Source organism: Thermococcus sp. (genome assembly GCF_015523185.1).
In the GTDB taxonomy this organism is placed as follows: domain Archaea; phylum Methanobacteriota_B; class Thermococci; order Thermococcales; family Thermococcaceae; genus Thermococcus.
In genome coordinates, this window is record NZ_WAKV01000085.1 from 22,693 (window position 1) to 38,078 (window position 15,386).

Here is a 15,386-nt window from a genome sequence, read left to right on the forward strand (position 1 = left end):
AAATTTGCAGTCTTTCTGAGTAGGTTTCTCATTCACTTGCTCCTTGGAGAGGGCTTTATTTTCTAAACAACATCGTATGGACGTTAAAAACAAGGGTGAAACTTGTTAAAGGGTGTTATTTAGTATTAAACCCATTTTGAATTGCTTTTTGGATAGTGCACGACTGGTTTCCTGCCAGTTTTAGGAGAAGAGCAATTTTCACCAGCCTTTTCTAAAGGCCGTGAGCAAAATTTCATCAAGACACGTTCCAGCGACCGGAAGGTTTATCTAAGTGGATGACAAAGTTTCCCCGATGAAGATTGTTAAAGTGCCCTCCAATGACAAGGTTGGCGTCATAAACGTAAGTTCTCCGCCAGAGGTTGAGCTCGACATCGACGTCAAGCCCAGGAAGGGAGAACTCGCCGTCTGGATAACAAACCCAAACACCTTCAAGGTCGAGATAAGCAACGAGATTGAGCTCTACGAGTACGTCGGTTTCTGGCAGAAGATTGACCCGGGGATAGTTTTCCTAAACAGGCGAATCGTCCTCATTCCCGGGGAGACCATAGAGCAGAAACTCCCCGTTGAACTGCCCCCAGGAAGATACAAGGTCGTCAAGTTCGCCTATGTAAAGGGTGCTAAGGTCCGGATTGAAAAGAAGTTCACGGTCCGCTGAACCAGAAGCGCTTCAGGTAAAGCCCCATTCTAACTAAATCAACGGGTCTCATGGTTTCCACCATCCAGTCCGGGAAGTCCTTTCTGACGTTTCTCCACAGGACGCGGTAGTCTAGGATTATTATCGAGCCCTTCTCCTCGGCCGAGCGGTGCACCCTTCCAGCGGCCTGAACGAGCTTTCTGTGGGCCGGTAAGTAATACCCATAGTAACGGCCCTTCCCAGGGAACTTCTTTTCAAAGTACCTTATCTGAGCCTGAACCCTCGGTGTCGGCCTCGCGTAGGGAATCCCCACGAGTATAACCCCGTTCATTTCATCTCCCGAGTAATCCTGTCCCTCGCTGTTCCTACCTCCCATGACCCCGAGCAGAACGGCACCGTTGCCCCTAGCGTGGGCCTTAAAGCTCGCCACCATCGCGTCGTTCTCGGACGAGCTGACGCCCTGTCTCTCGATGAACACAGCTTTTCCCGTTTCCTCAAGCCGAACCTGGAGGTTGGCCGAGAGAAGGCCTTGGAGGACCTCGTAAGATGCCGTAAAAACCCCCACATTCTTTGGGATGAGCTTCACGGCCTCGACGATGTAGTCAACCATCTTTTTGTAAACCGCCAGAGAACGCTCTTCACCGCGCGTTGAGACGTCCTTGGCAACTAAAACCTGTGCGTTTTCTCTCTTTACAATCCGCGGGAACTTCTTTAGTCTGGCCCTCTCGATTCCCATAACGTCGCGGAACGCCTCAAGTGGCGTCAGAGTTCCGGATATGAGGAAGGCACTATGGACGTCGTGGAGGAATGTTAAAGCCCTCGAAGGGTCCAGGGCAACGAGTTCAAGGCTCAGTCCTCTCTCCCTGCTGAGGAGGAACAGGTAGTCCTCGCGCCCGATGAGTGAAAACCAGAGGAGCAGGAACTCTCCAACTCTGCCGATGTAACTCCTCGGTGGCTTCCCCTTCTCTATTCTGTCCTCCCTTATCGCCTCCCCTATGGAGACCATCTCGTTCAGTGTTTTTACAATCCAGCGGGGGCTTATCCCCAGGGTGTTTATGAGGTGCGCAAAGACCAGTTCCGGCTGAATGGGTGTTTCCATTATCTCCCTGTCTGAGAGTCTTTCGTTGAAGAGCAACTCCAGGCCCTTTGCGAATATGCTCAGGAAGTTCGCTATTTCGTTCTCCCTGTATTCGTCGGCCTCTTTGATGGCCCTGTTGACCGTGTGAATGCTCAGCCTGTCGCTTAAAGCCGAAATCGCTTGGTCGGGCAGGTTGTGGGCTTCATCAAAGATGATTATCAAATCGGAATAATCAACTCCGAGCGAGCTTATCAGGCTTTCTCTTATGCTCGGACTTATCGCGTAGAGGTAGCTCGCGACTATCACATCGGCCTTCTCTGCTATCCTCTTAGTCAAATCGTAGGGGCAGAGCTCGAGCGTTTCGGCGTAGCTTAAAATCTCCGAGGGATGGGATGGGCTCTTGAGGAAGAAGTTGACGAGCTCGTTGAACTCGGCCTTTTTCCTCTTCTCGTTTTCGTAGAACTCGCACTTACCGAGCTTTTTCAGGTTCTTGCAGACTATCATGGCAGTGTATGCATCGTTCGTGAACTTAGTTAGGTAGTTGTGGAGACAGAGCTCCTTCCTGCTTCTCAGCTCGACTCCCGAGACCTTCGCCTTCCGGTTTATCGCCTTGAGCTCCTCTATAACCCTGTCCATCTGCCTGTGAGTTCTCGCCAGATAGAGAACCTTTAACCCGAGCTCCCCAGCAACGGGGAGAACTCCGGTCAGAACACTTACCGTCTTCCCAAAGCCCGTTGGAGCTTCGATTATCGCATTCTCTCCTCTCTCAGCAGTCTCACGAACGAGCTCTATGAATTCGGCCTGATTTGGCCTGAGCGATTCGTAGGGGAAATAACTGAGGTCAGGTTCCTGCATGGGAAGGGTTTTTAACGGCTCGTTTTTAACCTTTCCCGTGGTGAAGATGGGAGATAGAGAGAAGAAGTTGATTGAATACGGCGTCGAGGCCCTCATAATAGCGTGGCTCGGCTACCTGTTCCTCTACCAGAACTATCTCCTCCACAAGTGGCACCGTGGACTTCCACTGCCGGACAAGGTTCCGTTCATTCTTGGAGGAATAGTGATGGGCTTGGCGTTTTTCATCTACGAGGCATGGAAGCTTGAGAAGAATGCTTCAAAAAACAACCCTGAGGATGTACTCCCCGCCGAGCTCGAGACCTGAGAAATCTTCCTCACTAACGTCAAGCAGGGACCTGTTAACCTCGATGATTGCACTTCCACCCGAGCTCTTATGCTCGATGTCCCTGACAACCCCACCTTCGACGGTTATCCTAAACTCATCCCCGTCTCCTTTTCCCCGGAGGGAAAACGTCTCACCATCGAGGCTGAAGCGAAGGTATCTGAGCAGATGGGGGATGTCGTCAGTTGACATTTCCCGCACGTAGAACTCCCTCTTTCCGGTTGGCAGGATTTTTTCCGCGATTCTGCGATAGCTCTCTGAGAAACGACATATGGAAAGTCCAAAACCCCTTGCAAGTATCTCTAATTTTCGACCGAGAAAGCGCTCAACCAAGTCGGCGGATGCCCTTGAGACAATCATGTCATCCTCCATGGACACAGAGACAATCAACAGGCCCTTGGGCCCCTTCATGATATATGGGGCCGCTGAATCTGCAAAGGCCACGTTCATTCTCCCAGAGAACTCGAACTTCAGCAGTTTCCTTCTCAGGCGTATCTCAACGTCGAAGGGCTCCTCTCCCGAAACCCGCGCCTCGAAGGGAAGGGAACGAAAGAGTATCCTCGGCCTTGAAGCCACCCATTTTATGGCTTCCCAGTCCGCTTTGACGGGCATTTCTACGCTCGCTGATTGCATCCACGTACACCCTGGGACAGTGCTGGAAAGATTTCCGAAAGAGGCTTATAAAATTTAAGGGCCGATTCGAGCTCGATGGAGGAGTATTGTGAAAAGAAAAGTCAGAGCCTGAGCTCAGGAATCTCCTCGATGACCTTGGTCGTCAGCTTGACTGCCGCATCAACGTCACGCTCGTCCACAACTTCGGTGTTGGAGTGTATGTAACGCGCTGGTATGCTTATGCCCCCACTCGGGACACCGGTCTTGTTGAGGTGTATCGCCCCAGCGTCGGTTCCCCCACCGGTGAGGATGTCCCACTGATAAGGTATCTCGTGCTTTTTAGCCAGCTCCTCCATCCAGCGAACTATCGTTGGGTGGCAGATGACGGAGCGGTCCATTATCTTGATGGCGACGCCTTTACCAAGCTGGGTTATCTGCTTGTGCTCAGGTGTCCCAGGAACGTCGGCCGCGATGGTTACATCCAAGGCAAAACCGTAGTCTGGGTCGATTCCAAAGGCTGAAACCTTGGCACCGCGAAGGCCAACCTCTTCCTGAACCGTTGCCACGAAGTACACATCCGCATCGGTCTCGCTCAACTGTCTTGCACTCTCAACCAAGGTGTAAACCGCTATCCTGTCGTCGAAGGCTATGCTAACAAACCTGTGCTTGCCGAGCCTCTCCAGCCTCCCGTCCCATGTGATTACCGTGCCTATCTTGACGCCCATCTCCTCGGCTTCCTCTTTGCTCTCGGCACCGATGTCTATGAACACCTGGTCCCACGTTGGTGCCTTGTTCCTCTGCTCCGGCTTCTGGATGTGTGGAGGAACTGAACCGCCAACGCCGTAGATGAACTCGTTCGGGCCAACCCAGACCTTAAAGCGCTGGGCTATTAGAGTCCTCGGGTCAACTCCTCCAACGGGTGCAACCCTCAAAAAGCCGTTCTTCTCGATGTGCGTCACCATAAGGCCTATCTGGTCCATATGTCCAGCGAGCATTACCTTCGGTCCCTTGCCCTCCTTGTGGGCTATAACGTTCCCGAGCTTGTCAACCCTAATCTCGTCAACGTAGGGCTTGAAGGCCTCGATTACAACGTCCCTGACACCGAGGAATTCAAACCCAGAAACTCCCGGGGCTTCAACGATTTTTTTTAGGAGCTCAAAATCCACCATGGGCATCGCCTCCGTTTAGATTTCCATCTAAATGTCAAGTGGGGAATTTTTAAGGTTTTCCAACAATTAAACTGCCCCAGTTTCAGAAGACGGGCGTTACTGTTAAAAGGGCATTAACTCAAACCCAATCTATGAAAAAACCAGTTCTGCTAAAACTAAACGTCATCCCCTGCACATTCATTGAGAGGCTCAACCGCTTTGTGGCCCTTGTTGAGGTGGATGGAGAACTCAAGAAAGCTCTTGTCACAAACACCGGTCGCTTAGAGGAGTTCATGGTTCCGGGAAAAAGGGCATTCTGCCTGCCAAAGAGCGGTGGGAAGACTGACTTCGTTCTGCTGGCCTTTGAAGACCTGGATGGAAAGGGAGCGATAATAGACACGAGGATGCAAGCTAAGGCCTTCGAGAGGGCCGTTGAGCTCGGCCTAATCCCTTGGCTCAAGGACTGTTCCATAAAGAGGAAAGAAGTTCGCGTCGGTAACTCAAGGCTAGACTACCTCCTCGACTGCCCGGGTGGAGAGCTCTACGGTGAAATGAAGAGCGCCGTTTTAAGGGGAGGGGAAAGGGGGGAGTACGCCATGTACCCGGATTGCCCTTCGCTGAGAGGGCAGAGGCACATACGTGAGCTCATAGGACTTGCCCGCTCCGGCAAAAAGGCCATAATTTTCTTCGTAGGGGCAATGCCCGGTGTCGAGAAGTTCAAGCCCTACGAGAAGGGGGACCCCGTTATAGCAAAACTCCTGAGAGTGGCCGTAAGGGAGGGAGTTAGGATTGAGGGCCTCTCCATCTCGCTGTCTCCATCTGGAGAGGTTATCCTTGAGAGACCCTCCTTGAAGGTTGAACTATGAGAACGGTTTTAAACCGGGGGGAGAATTATTGGCGGTGGTGAGCATGGCAATAGTGGACGTTAGGATTCTCGTTGAGGGGGCGAGCGACGTTGAGGTCGTCAGCAAGGCACTTCAGGGGCTCGCCCTGGGGAGCGAATACAACATAACGATTTCAGCTATAATTCCCACGACCAACGTGGAGATAGCGAAGAGCGCCGCGGCGGGTGCCGATTTGCTCATAATAGCCACCGACGCAGACAGGGTTGGAAGGGAACTTGCCGAGAGGCTCTTCAACGAGCTCGGCGAAATGGTCGGCCACATTGAGAGGATGAAACTCCCCCTGGGACACGATTTGGAGCACGTTGACGTTGAGCTCGTTAGGAAGGAGCTCAAGAACACCCTCGTACGGGCCGGGCTGAAGAGCCTTCAGGTTCTTCCCGAGTACATGGAGCTGAGGAAACAACTCCTCGATATCAAGGGAAAATACGACCAGCTGGCAAACGACTACGAGAGCCTTTACAAGGAGCACGAAGAGCTCCAGAAGAAATATGAGGAGTTGCATGCTGAGTACGTAAGGCTGAGGAACGAGAACGAAGGCCTTAGAGAGCTCCTTGACAAGAAGAGCAGGCCCGTTAAGATTGAAGAGGCCTGGACGAACCTGTTCCCGGCAGAACCCGTCCCGGATGAGAAGATTTTCGCCATAGCAGTTGAGAAACTCGGATTGGCTGGGAAGGTTATAGTTGGACAGGGCTACGTCTTTGCAGAGGACAGAGAGCTCATTGAGGAGCTAATGAAAACCGTCTACCTGAGCCTGGCCATAAAGGAGGGCCTTGAAGGAAAAGCCAATGAAGTGGAAAATGCAGGAGAACAGGAAGGCAAAAAGACCGAATCTACTGAGAACCCTGAAAGAGAACTCGAAATAATTGAGGCCAAGCTCAAGCCGGACGAACTGCTCTAAGGTCTGAGCTATGGAAGAGGTCATAGAGGAGTTCGAGACGTACCTCGACCTCGAGGGGAAGAGCCCCAACACTATCAGGATGTACTCCTACTACGTTAGACGATACCTTGAGTGGGGCGGGACAATAAACGCTCGCTCCGCCCTGCGTTTTTTGGCCAGACTTAGGAGGGAAGGCTACTCCAACAGGAGCCTTAACCTCGTTGTTCAGGCCTTGCGCTCTTACTTTCGCTTCGAGGGTTACGACGAGGAAGCCGAGAAGCTGAAGCCACCAAAGGTCCCGAGGAGTCTGCCAAAGGCTTTAACCCGGGAGGAAGTCAAGAGGCTCCTCTCGGTGATTCCACCAATAAAGAAGAGGGACAGGCTGATAGTCCTCCTGCTCTACGGGGCCGGTTTACGAGTCAGCGAGCTCTGCAACCTGAAGAAGGGCGACGTGGACCTGGAGAGGAATCTCATAGTTGTTCGTGGTGGTAAAGGGGCCAAAGACAGGGTCGTCCCGATTCCAGCTTTTCTGGGTGATGCCATAAGGGAATACCTTGAAAGCAGAGAAGACGAAAGCGAGTACCTCCTCGTTGAGGAGAGGAGACGGGAAAAGGACAGACTCTCGCCCAAAACCGTCTGGTATCTCCTGAGGAAATACGGGAATAAAGCCGGTGTTGAGGTTACTCCCCACAGGCTCCGCCACAGCTTCGCAACCCACATGCTTGAAAGGGGTGTTGATATCAGAGCTATTCAGGAGCTGTTAGGCCATTCAAACCTTTCAACTACTCAGATTTACACGAAAGTCACCGTTGAGCACCTGAAAAGGGCCCAGGAAAAAGCAAAGCTGATTGAGGGACTCCTTGAGGAACATTAACTTCTCGATGGTTGACTAGAGTGCTCCCTTTCTCCTCAAGAGGGCGAGATAGCTTGTGAAGGCTCCGGTTGAGATTGTATCGCCGAGCCCGACAGTTGAAACCGGATTCTTCACGAGCCTCGTTGGGATTATCACTATCTGGTATTCCCTCGTCCTTAGCCTTCTTTTAGCCTCTTCAAACCTGAGCTTAACGTATTCTCCGCGCTCGTTGTAGGGAACGCCCAATCCCGTTTCAAAGTCCCTTGGCGATTTTATGTCACCGAGCGAAGCCTTCGCCGCGGCTAAAGTCGTTGCCAGCTCAAGGCTCATTCTCAGCTCTTTTTCACTCAGAGGGTTATCGGCATGGGTTATGTACATCAGGTAGTAAATCGTGTGGATTTGCAGAACTTCGAGATTCATCTCGTCTATGAGGATTTTCCCGCCCAGAACGGTGTCCTCGATTCGGTTGTAGGTAAATATCCTTTCGGCCAGTTTCGGATAGCCGAGGGCACTCAGGACGTAGGCAATCTCTGACTCGTCCATCCCGACGCTATCAATAAGGGGAAAGAGGTTGTAAATGACCTTTTTCCTCAGCTCGCGGTTCTGGATTGATGCGAACTCAAGGTGAACCTTCAGGTCCTTTTCCCTTTTAAGAAGGAGTATGTCCTTTTTTGCCTCTCTTAGATAATAGTTGACATCCTTCCCGTCAGAGTAGCACAGTCTTATCCCCTGATAGCCGGAGAGGATTGCACCGTCCGTTTGGAGTCCGATTTCCGGGAGAAAAGGCTTTAGTTCGGGCCTCGTGTAAATTCTTATGCTCTCAAATCTGGCCGAGACTATGAAGCGGCCTGAATAGGGGACGGTTATAGTCTCGTTTCCAAGCCTGAAGGTCGTTCCGGCGCGGAACTCGAAGATGCGATTCACCTTTATTGGGTCGTTCTCCCTGTAAGCTTCTATTGGGTGCTTGAGGACCAGTTTTCCGTTTTCAACGACGGGATAGAACATGTTTGGCTTCCTGACGAACATCTCCGCCTGTCTCTTTGCAAGGTGGGGAGTGTAAACGATGACCCTTCTGAAGTCGAGGTTCGCCAAGAGGTTCGCTATTATCCCGGCCTGGCCACCGATTCTCTCGACGTCGTAATTGAAGCGGGAGTCAAACCATCCCTGGAGCTCTTCGTTGACGAGGGGAACTTCAATAGGTTTACCCGTCTTGAGTGCATGCACAATCCTTGCAACGAAGTCTATGGGCTCTTCAATCTGCCTCGGGAACTCCTCCATTCTCCTTCTCACTGCCTCGGTTCCGAACTCGTCTATAAGCCCCTGAATCGTTTTCCCGTTGAGGTATACTATTGCATCAACGTTCGCGTTGTATGCTGTGAACATCGATAGCTTCCTTGCCTCGTCGAGGAGCTCCATCATTTGTATCACCCTAGGTGACTAACTATGGAAAAGTGAAGAAGGGCGGCTTTAAAAGGTTTCGTTTAAAATTAGGATGGCAAAGCAAAAATAGTTAGAACACTTCTTCAGTAGTCTGTGAAAAGTTTTCCGAGACTTGGAATCCTGTCCATGATGTCCATTTCCCTCAGCGCGAGCCAGAGGGAAGCCTGATTGCTAGTAACCACGGGAACCCCTAGGTCTCTCTCCAGCGTTTCAATTATCTCAAAGGTCCTCCAGTTAGTGCAACTTATGAATATCGCCTCGGCCTCGTCGGTGAAGCTAGCCTTGGCGAGTCTGTAAGCTGTGTAGGGTTCGAGCTTGCCAATCTCAAGGTTGTCCTCAATGCCGAGACCCCTGATGTCCAGAACGGTGAACTCGTTCGCCTCAAGGAACTCCTTCTCCCGCTGGTTTATCTCGTTGGTATAGGGCGTTATCACGAGGATTTCCCTGACGTCGAGCATCTTGAGGGCCTCGATTACGGCCGTGCTCGTGCTCACAACCGGGACGTTTACCTCGTCTTCGATTTCCATCTCAAGCTTTTTCTCGTAGTCCTTTCCCCCAATGAAGGAACCACTGGTGCATCCATAGAGAATCAGCTCAACCCCGGCATCCCTAAGGAGCTTGGCGCTCTCAACGGCCAGAGTGTTCATCTTTACGAGCTCCTCTTCGTTGACGTTTCTGAGGGGAATCCTCGCCGTGTGTAGCGAAACTCCCTCCGGCAGGTAATCGTGAAGCTCCATCTCCATAGTGGTGTTCGATGATGGGACTATAAGGCCGAGTCTTCCTCTCCATCCGTACATGCTTTTCACCGAAGGGAAGTTCTCGGCTTTTCTATTAAACCTTTGGTTTTGAAAAGGGATTAATAATCAAATCTCCAATGAGCACAGGTGGGAACATGGAACTGGGGGAAGTTATAAGGAGAAGAACCTCCGTTAGGTACTTCTCTGAGAAACCTGTTGCGGAGGAAGATATTAAGGAGCTCATCAAAAGTGCAATTCGGGCCCCAACGGCGAGTGGGCTTGAAAACTGGATTTTTGTGGTGTTCAGAAGCAAAGAAGCAAGAGAAAAGCTCTACGAGCTCATTGCTGAAGGCATGGAGGTCTACTATCGGGCTGTCAAACTACCTGAGGAAAAGATAGCAAAGCTCAGAAAGAGGATATACAAAGAAGGCATGTTCAGGGCACCGGTTTACATTGCGGTGTTCATAGATAAGCGCGTCCGGTTTCTCCCCGGAAAGGAGTTCGACGAGGTGGAGTTCATCTGGAGTGTTGAAAGTGCCTCTATGGCAATTCAGAACCTCATGCTCAAGGCGGTTGAACTTGGCCTTGGCACAGTTTACGTCGGAGTAACGAACTTTGAGGGGATAGAGGAGAGGGTAAGGGAACTGGCTGGATTAGATGAGAACTACTACCTCGTCGGTGTCATTCCCGTTGGTTATCCAAAGAACGAACCAAAACCGAAGAAAAGAAAGAAGAGCGTTGAAGATGTAACGAGATTCATCTAAACTTTTTTATTTTAATCACCCAAGCAAAGACGATAGCCATGATAGAGTTCGTAATCCTGCTCGGCGTCATCGGTGGATGGCTCGTCATGACCTCGACACTCTTCCTCATGCTAGCCTTTGGCAAAATGTGGGGGTTAGTGGGCGTTCTGTTCCTTGTAAGTTTCATAGTAATGAACCAGAACTGGAAGGTCCGCTACATGAGAACAATTGTTGACGCCACGCCGAGGGCAAAGGAACTTGCCAGGCATATCTTTGAGATGAACGAGCTCATTTTGCTTTCGTCATACCTCATGTCCCTTGTCCTCTACACGGTCATTCAGAAGTACGTCGAGATAGTCGTCAAGTTTCCCCATCCACTCGGATCGGTGGGTTGAGCCATGAACGTTGTTATCGTTAGATACGGTGAGATAGGAACGAAGTCAAGGCAGACGAGGAGATGGTTTGAGAACATCCTCATGAACAACATACGCGAAGCTTTGGTAAGCGAGGGGATTGAATTCAAAAAAGTCGAGGCCAAGCACGGTCGCGTTTTAGTAAGGACGAACAGGGCCAGGGAGGCTGTTGAGGTTCTCACCCGCGTTTTCGGAATAGTTTCCCTCTCCCCTGCCATGGAAGTTGAGGCAAACCTAGAAAAAATCAACAAGACGGCCCTAAAGCTCTTCAGGAAGAAGAAGCGTGAGCTGAACCTTGAGAGACCCCGCTTCAGGGTAACGGCTAGGAGAATTACCAAGGAGTTTCCGCTAAAAAGTCCGGAGATTCAGGCAAAGGTCGGGGAGTACATTATTGAAAACGAGGAGAGCGAGGTTAATCTTCATAACTACGACATAGAGGTCGGCGTTGAGCTGATGGAGGGCAAAGCATACGTCTTCGTTGACAAAATCAGGGCATGGGGTGGTCTACCTATAGGGACGCAGGGGAAGGTCGTGGCTTTACTCAGCGGTGGCATAGATTCACCTGTCGCTACTTTCCTCATGATGAAGCGTGGCGTCGAGGTAATTCCTGTCCACATCTACATGGGCGAGAAAACCCTCGAAAAGGTCAGGAAGATATGGAACCAGCTTAAGAAGTATCACTACGGTGGGAAGGCCGAGCTGGTAGTTATAAAGCCACAGGAACGCGAGAAAATCGTTCGGAAGCTTAGGGAGATGAAGAAAGACAAATACACCTGTGTGATGTGTAAGTTCATGATGGTCAAATATGCAGACAAAATAGCCAAAGAGTTCGGGGCAAAGGGCATCGTCATGGGCGATTCCCTCGGGCAGGTTGCATCTCAAACGCTTGAGAACATGTACATCGTCAGTCAGGCGAGCGATTTGCCGATTTACAGGCCCCTCATAGGCATGGACAAGGAGGAGATAGTGGGCATAGCAAAGAGAATAGGCACCTTCGAGCTCTCCACACTGCCAGAAGATGAAATACCCTTCATCCCAAAGCACCCGATAATAAGGGGTTCCTGGGAGGAGTTCCGAAAGATTTATAGAGAAATCTTTGGGGAAGAGCCGAAAAAGAGGGAGTGCTGAAGGAATCATGAACCTGACGCGTCTGGCCTCTTACATAGCACTATCGATGCCCGTTATTTTCCTCATTGGCCTAGCTCTGGTTATCCATTTCAACCCCTGGTTCTCCTTCACTAACAACGCGCTGAGCGACATGGGCTCCCTCAAAAACCCGAACCGCTGGCTCTTCAACGGCTTCCTCATGTTCTTTGCGACGATAGCAATGATACCCTCTCTGGTTGCCTTCAAGAACGGCCTTTCCTACCTCATGCCCCTTGCAATGGTCTTTCTATTCCTCGTTGGCGTCTTTCCTGAAGAGCTTCCTTATCATACCCCATCGGCGGTCCTCTTCTACGTTCTGGCCCTGACGGATATAGCGATAATCGGAATAAAGCTCGGAAGAACCAGTCCACTCAACTACTTCTGGACAGCCGGTTCAATTGTTGTGTTCTCAACGATGCTCTACCTGATTAAAGCCAGAGTGTTTAAGGGATTGGCAATCCCCGAGCTTATAGGGGCGGTCTTCATTCTCGTCTGGTTCGTTTACCTCGGCCTTCTCCTCAGAATAAGGTGAGAGAAAAGAACCAGTGCCTAAGGAAAGGGGAAGAGTAAGGTCAATCCTGGCAACAGCACTCCTTCATACTGGCAGGCAGAATCTCCTTGAAGCCCGTGTATTTCCAGAGGACTTTCGGGAGCTTTACGACGCCTTCCTCTGTCTGGTGGTTCTCGAGGATAGCTACTATTGCCCTTGAGGTGGCTATGGCCGTTGAGTTAAGCGTGTGGACAAAGCGTGGCTTCTCGTGGGTTTTGTCCCTAAAGCGGATGTTCAGCCGTCTCGCCTGCCAGTCGGTACAGTTGCTCGCGGAAACAACCTCGCGGAACTTGCCCTGACCGGCCATCCACGCCTCGATGTCGTACTTTTTAGCTGCCACATAGCCCAAATCGCCGGTGCAGATGTTCACCACGCGGTAGGGAATCTCAAGCTCCTGGAATATCTCCTCGGCGTTGGCTATGATTTTCTCGTGCCAGTCCCAGCTCTCTTCTGGTCTTGAATAGACGAACTGCTCGACCTTGTGGAACTGGTGGACGCGGAAGATTCCCTTCGTGTCCTTTCCCGCTGTTCCAGCTTCCTTTCTGAAGCAGGGTGAAACTCCAACGTAGAGGAGCGGTAAGTCCTTGCCGTCAAGGATTTCGTTGGCGTGCATTCCAGCCAATGGATGTTCAGCCGTCGGGATGAGGTATAGGTCCTCCCCCTCGACTTTGTATATTACGTCCTCGAAGTCCTCAAAGGTAGTAGCACCTTCCTCGACGAAGCGCCTGACCATGTAGGGTGGGATGACCGGTGTGAAGCCCTTCTCGATGAGCTTATCCAGAGCGAAGCGTATCAAAGCCAAATCGAGGATTACAAGCTCGTTGAGGAGGTAGTAGAAGCGCGAACCACTCACCTTCGCGGCCCTCTCTAGGTCAGCCCCCCTTAAAAGCTCAAGCAGGTCAACGTGAAGTCTCGGCCTCCAGCTCAAAACCTCGTAGTCCATCTTGCCAAGGCTCTGCTCCTTAAAGCTCTCAAGGAACCCTTCCCAGACCTTGGCTTTACCCCAGAACCTTATCGGCACGTTATCCTCGTCGCTCTCCCCCACCGGAACGCTCTCGTGAGTGATGTTTGGGAGCCTCCAGAGGTAATAGTCTATCTTTTTCCTCAGCTCCTCAACTTCCTTTTCGAGCTCCCCAATCTGTTTAACTATCTCGTTGCTCCTCGCGAGCAAATCGTCTATTGGTTCACTGGCCTTCTTGCGCTTGCCTATCTGTATAGCAAGCTGGTTGCGCTCCTTTCTGAGTGCGTTGATTTTCTTAAGGTTCTCGCGCCATTTTCTGTCGAGGTCAAGGATTTCGTCAATCCATTTGACCTTCTCAGTTTCGCCCCTCTTGAGGAGATCCTTTTTCACCAGCTCGGGGTTTTCTCGGATGAGCTTTATATCGAGCATAGCCAACACCTGAGGGAAAAACGGCACCGCGTTTAAAAAAGGTTTCCTAACCTACACGAGCACCTACACAAAAGCGCTATAAGAAAGCTAACCCAACCCTTTGAGGGGCCGGCGCGATGAGAGTGGCTTATTCCTCCCTTCTGAGCAGGTATGAAAGCCTCTACGAGAGAGCCCTTGAGGAGGGCAACGTCGGAAAGGCGCGTTTCTTTGCCCTCCAGTGCGCCGGCCTTTTGAGAAGGTTGGCCTCCGAGGAGTTGCAGTTCTCCCATTACTACCTCAAGCTGGCTGAGGAGTGGGAGAGAAAGGCAGAAAACGTTGAATTTGATATTAAAAAGCGCTCCAACGGCCTTGAAAGACTTATCACGAGCTCAAACGTAACATGGAACGACGTTGGTGGTTTAAAAAGCGCTAAGAAGCTCCTGGCCCAGGCTGTTGGGATGCTCATGGCCAAAGTCCCCGGCGGAATCAAGCCCTGGAGGGGAATCCTGCTCTTCGGTCCTCCCGGAACTGGGAAAACCCTTCTGGCAAAGGCCCTAGCCGGAAGCATGAATGCCACGTTCATCGGGGTGAAGATAAGCGACGTGCTGAGCAAGTACTTCGGCGAGTCGAGCAGGATAGCGTCTTCCATTTACTCTTTGGCTCGCGAAAAGGCCCCAAGTGTTGTTTTTATTGACGAGTTCGACGCGCTTGGAATGAAGCGCTCCTCAATGGAAGATGCCGGTAGGAGACTTTTGGGGACGATACTGGCCGAGATGGACGGATTCCACGACTCGAAGGGAGTAATAACGCTGGCCTCAACGAACGCCCCTTGGGATCTAGACGAGGCCATCCTTTCCCGTTTTCCCCTGAGGATTTACGTTCCCTTACCTGATGAGGAGAGTGCCAGGGAGATATTTGCAATCCACCTGAGGGGACTCCCGCTTAGGGTTCGGCTCGAGTCTCTGGCCAAAGTAGCTGTCAGGAGACTCTACTCGGGGAGGGAGATAGCGAACGCCTGCACTTTCGCCTTTCTCCACATGCTGGAGGAGATGAACCCAGAGCTGAGCGACCCACTCAAAGTCGGCTCGATAGCCGGGAAGGAGCTTACGGTTAGGCCTCTTGAGGCGAGGGACTTCAGATACGCCTTCCAGAAAGTCAAGAGTTCGGTAAAGAGGGAAACGCTTAAAAAATACGAGAAGTGGGCAAGGGAATACGGCCTTTAGCCGAAGAACGTAACCTCAACCTCCTCTCCTGCCTCAAGGATTTCTACGTTCTCCGGAACCTCAATGAAGCCGTCGGCATCGACAAAGCTCGTAACGGCTCCGCTTCCCTTGAGGATTGGAACGGCCTTTTCTCCCTCTATCTTAACGGGAAGGAACTGCCTCCTTCCCTTAACCGAGAACACCTTGTGGGCGAGCTTCTTCTTTACTTTCCTGACCTCGCTTTCCCGTCCGATGAGCCTCCTGAGGAGCGGTGCGACGAGCAGGGTAAAGTTCGTGAGACAGCTCGTTGGATACCCGGGCAGGCCGAAAACGGGCTTTCCGTTTATCAGTCCTATTATCGTCGGCTTTCCGGGCTGAATGGCTATGCCGTGTATCTTAACCTCGCCAAGTTCCTCTATGATGGAGCTCGTCAGGTCTCTTATGCCACCGCTAGCACCACCACTGAGGATTACGATGTCACAGCACTCGATTCCCTTCTCTA

The 15,386-nt window shown here is 51.4% G+C and carries 17 protein-coding genes; 10 read left to right on the forward strand and 7 right to left on the reverse strand.

All coding sequences use genetic code 11. The features are described from left to right. The first annotated feature begins 292 nt into the window (after nt 1-292). A complete protein-coding gene (locus F7B33_RS10085; protein WP_297074360.1) occupies nt 293-655 on the forward strand; it encodes a hypothetical protein in 363 nt (120 codons plus the stop codon). Here the strand turns inward: F7B33_RS10085 and F7B33_RS10090 are convergent. Beyond that, nucleotides 642-2,567: a helicase C-terminal domain-containing protein gene (locus F7B33_RS10090; protein WP_297074362.1), complete on the reverse strand. Its 1,926-nt coding sequence runs from the start codon at nt 2,565-2,567 to the stop codon at nt 642-644. The genes F7B33_RS10085 and F7B33_RS10090 overlap by 14 nt on opposite strands. A 46-nt stretch (nt 2,568-2,613) precedes the next feature. Here F7B33_RS10090 and F7B33_RS10095 point away from each other — a divergent pair, with 46 nt between their 5' ends. Further along, the gene (locus F7B33_RS10095; protein WP_297062544.1) at nt 2,614-2,871 is read left to right on the forward strand and encodes a hypothetical protein; all 258 of its coding nucleotides are present in this window, start codon (nt 2,614-2,616) and stop codon (nt 2,869-2,871) included. On the opposite strand, the gene F7B33_RS10100 is transcribed toward F7B33_RS10095, so the two are convergent. Both F7B33_RS10100 and F7B33_RS10105 read right to left on the reverse strand, forming a co-directional pair. Continuing rightward, entirely contained in the window at nt 2,824-3,522 is a 699-nt protein-coding gene (locus F7B33_RS10100) for a hypothetical protein (protein WP_297074365.1), read from the reverse strand. The two genes, F7B33_RS10095 and F7B33_RS10100, sit on opposite strands and share 48 nt — an antisense overlap. A gap of 101 nt (nt 3,523-3,623) precedes the next feature. Further along, nucleotides 3,624-4,670, reverse strand: coding sequence for a M42 family metallopeptidase (locus F7B33_RS10105; RefSeq protein ID WP_297074382.1), 1,047 nt, complete (start codon nt 4,668-4,670; stop codon nt 3,624-3,626). 131 nt (nt 4,671-4,801) lie between these two features. Between F7B33_RS10105 and sfsA the strand changes: the two genes are divergently transcribed. Genes sfsA through xerA form a run of 3 tightly spaced genes read left to right on the forward strand, consistent with a single transcriptional unit; the run spans nt 4,802 to nt 7,305 of the window. Further along, nucleotides 4,802-5,515, forward strand: a complete 714-nt coding sequence (gene sfsA, locus F7B33_RS10110) for a DNA/RNA nuclease SfsA (protein ID WP_297074368.1) — start codon at nt 4,802-4,804, stop codon at nt 5,513-5,515. A 43-nt stretch (nt 5,516-5,558) separates the two neighbouring features. After that, nucleotides 5,559-6,452: a toprim domain-containing protein gene (locus F7B33_RS10115; protein ID WP_297074385.1), complete on the forward strand. Its 894-nt coding sequence runs from the start codon at nt 5,559-5,561 to the stop codon at nt 6,450-6,452. A 10-nt stretch (nt 6,453-6,462) separates the two neighbouring features. After that, the gene (gene xerA / locus F7B33_RS10120) at nt 6,463-7,305 is read left to right on the forward strand and encodes a site-specific tyrosine recombinase/integron integrase (protein WP_297062527.1); all 843 of its coding nucleotides are present in this window, start codon (nt 6,463-6,465) and stop codon (nt 7,303-7,305) included. Nucleotides 7,306-7,320: 15 nt separating this feature from the next. Here the strand turns inward: xerA and pfkC are convergent, their stop codons facing one another. Then, the gene (gene pfkC / locus F7B33_RS10125) at nt 7,321-8,703 is read right to left on the reverse strand and encodes an ADP-specific phosphofructokinase (protein WP_297074370.1); all 1,383 of its coding nucleotides are present in this window, start codon (nt 8,701-8,703) and stop codon (nt 7,321-7,323) included. A 104-nt stretch (nt 8,704-8,807) separates the two neighbouring features. Further along, nucleotides 8,808-9,521 (reverse strand): aspartate/glutamate racemase family protein, encoded by a 714-nt coding sequence (locus tag F7B33_RS10130; RefSeq protein WP_297062541.1) that lies wholly within the window; start codon nt 9,519-9,521, stop codon nt 8,808-8,810. 95 nt (nt 9,522-9,616) lie between these two features. Between F7B33_RS10130 and F7B33_RS10135 the strand changes: the two genes are divergently transcribed. The 4 genes from F7B33_RS10135 to F7B33_RS10150 are packed head-to-tail and all read left to right on the forward strand — an operon-like array spanning nt 9,617 to nt 12,295. Continuing rightward, the gene (locus tag F7B33_RS10135) at nt 9,617-10,225 is read left to right on the forward strand and encodes a nitroreductase family protein (protein WP_297074371.1); all 609 of its coding nucleotides are present in this window, start codon (nt 9,617-9,619) and stop codon (nt 10,223-10,225) included. Between the two features lie 38 nt (nt 10,226-10,263). Then, nucleotides 10,264-10,599 carry a hypothetical protein gene (locus F7B33_RS10140; protein WP_297062524.1) on the forward strand — a complete coding sequence of 112 codons (336 nt, stop codon included), beginning with the start codon at nt 10,264-10,266 and terminating at the stop codon, nt 10,597-10,599. 3 nt (nt 10,600-10,602) lie between these two features. Next, nucleotides 10,603-11,745 carry a tRNA uracil 4-sulfurtransferase ThiI gene (gene thiI / locus F7B33_RS10145; RefSeq protein WP_297062523.1) on the forward strand — a complete coding sequence of 381 codons (1,143 nt, stop codon included), beginning with the start codon at nt 10,603-10,605 and terminating at the stop codon, nt 11,743-11,745. Between the two features lie 7 nt (nt 11,746-11,752). After that, a complete protein-coding gene (locus tag F7B33_RS10150) occupies nt 11,753-12,295 on the forward strand; it encodes a DUF998 domain-containing protein (RefSeq protein WP_297062522.1) in 543 nt (180 codons plus the stop codon). A 40-nt stretch (nt 12,296-12,335) separates the two neighbouring features. Here F7B33_RS10150 and serS read toward each other — a convergent pair whose 3' ends face one another. Further along, nucleotides 12,336-13,703: a serine--tRNA ligase gene (gene serS, locus F7B33_RS10155; RefSeq protein ID WP_297074387.1), complete on the reverse strand. Its 1,368-nt coding sequence runs from the start codon at nt 13,701-13,703 to the stop codon at nt 12,336-12,338. A gap of 116 nt (nt 13,704-13,819) precedes the next feature. Between serS and F7B33_RS10160 the strand changes: the two genes are divergently transcribed. Beyond that, on the forward strand, nt 13,820-14,905 hold the full coding sequence (locus F7B33_RS10160) for an ATP-binding protein (protein ID WP_297062521.1): 1,086 nt from the start codon (nt 13,820-13,822) through the stop codon (nt 14,903-14,905). On the opposite strand, the gene F7B33_RS10165 is transcribed toward F7B33_RS10160, so the two are convergent. After that, a partial coding sequence (locus F7B33_RS10165; RefSeq protein ID WP_297074376.1) for a molybdopterin-binding protein occupies nt 14,902-15,386 on the reverse strand: 485 nt, incomplete at its 5' end. The two genes, F7B33_RS10160 and F7B33_RS10165, sit on opposite strands and share 4 nt — an antisense overlap.

What these genes read in the sequence shown, in the direction of transcription:
- F7B33_RS10085 (WP_297074360.1), top strand. Translation starts at nt 293, where the DNA reads ATGAAGATTGTTAAAGTGCCCTCCAATGACAAGGTTGGCGTCATAAAC.
- F7B33_RS10090 (WP_297074362.1), bottom strand. Translation starts at nt 2,567, where the DNA reads ATGCAGGAACCTGACCTCAGTTATTTCCCCTACGAATCGCTCAGGCCA.
- F7B33_RS10095 (WP_297062544.1), top strand. Translation starts at nt 2,614, where the DNA reads ATGGGAGATAGAGAGAAGAAGTTGATTGAATACGGCGTCGAGGCCCTC.
- F7B33_RS10100 (WP_297074365.1), bottom strand. Translation starts at nt 3,522, where the DNA reads ATGCAATCAGCGAGCGTAGAAATGCCCGTCAAAGCGGACTGGGAAGCC.
- F7B33_RS10105 (WP_297074382.1), bottom strand. Translation starts at nt 4,670, where the DNA reads ATGGTGGATTTTGAGCTCCTAAAAAAAATCGTTGAAGCCCCGGGAGTT.
- sfsA (WP_297074368.1), top strand. Translation starts at nt 4,802, where the DNA reads ATGAAAAAACCAGTTCTGCTAAAACTAAACGTCATCCCCTGCACATTC.
- F7B33_RS10115 (WP_297074385.1), top strand. Translation starts at nt 5,559, where the DNA reads ATGGCAATAGTGGACGTTAGGATTCTCGTTGAGGGGGCGAGCGACGTT.
- xerA (WP_297062527.1), top strand. Translation starts at nt 6,463, where the DNA reads ATGGAAGAGGTCATAGAGGAGTTCGAGACGTACCTCGACCTCGAGGGG.
- pfkC (WP_297074370.1), bottom strand. Translation starts at nt 8,703, where the DNA reads ATGATGGAGCTCCTCGACGAGGCAAGGAAGCTATCGATGTTCACAGCA.
- F7B33_RS10130 (WP_297062541.1), bottom strand. Translation starts at nt 9,521, where the DNA reads ATGTACGGATGGAGAGGAAGACTCGGCCTTATAGTCCCATCATCGAAC.
- F7B33_RS10135 (WP_297074371.1), top strand. Translation starts at nt 9,617, where the DNA reads ATGGAACTGGGGGAAGTTATAAGGAGAAGAACCTCCGTTAGGTACTTC.
- F7B33_RS10140 (WP_297062524.1), top strand. Translation starts at nt 10,264, where the DNA reads ATGATAGAGTTCGTAATCCTGCTCGGCGTCATCGGTGGATGGCTCGTC.
- thiI (WP_297062523.1), top strand. Translation starts at nt 10,603, where the DNA reads ATGAACGTTGTTATCGTTAGATACGGTGAGATAGGAACGAAGTCAAGG.
- F7B33_RS10150 (WP_297062522.1), top strand. Translation starts at nt 11,753, where the DNA reads ATGAACCTGACGCGTCTGGCCTCTTACATAGCACTATCGATGCCCGTT.
- serS (WP_297074387.1), bottom strand. Translation starts at nt 13,703, where the DNA reads ATGCTCGATATAAAGCTCATCCGAGAAAACCCCGAGCTGGTGAAAAAG.
- F7B33_RS10160 (WP_297062521.1), top strand. Translation starts at nt 13,820, where the DNA reads ATGAGAGTGGCTTATTCCTCCCTTCTGAGCAGGTATGAAAGCCTCTAC.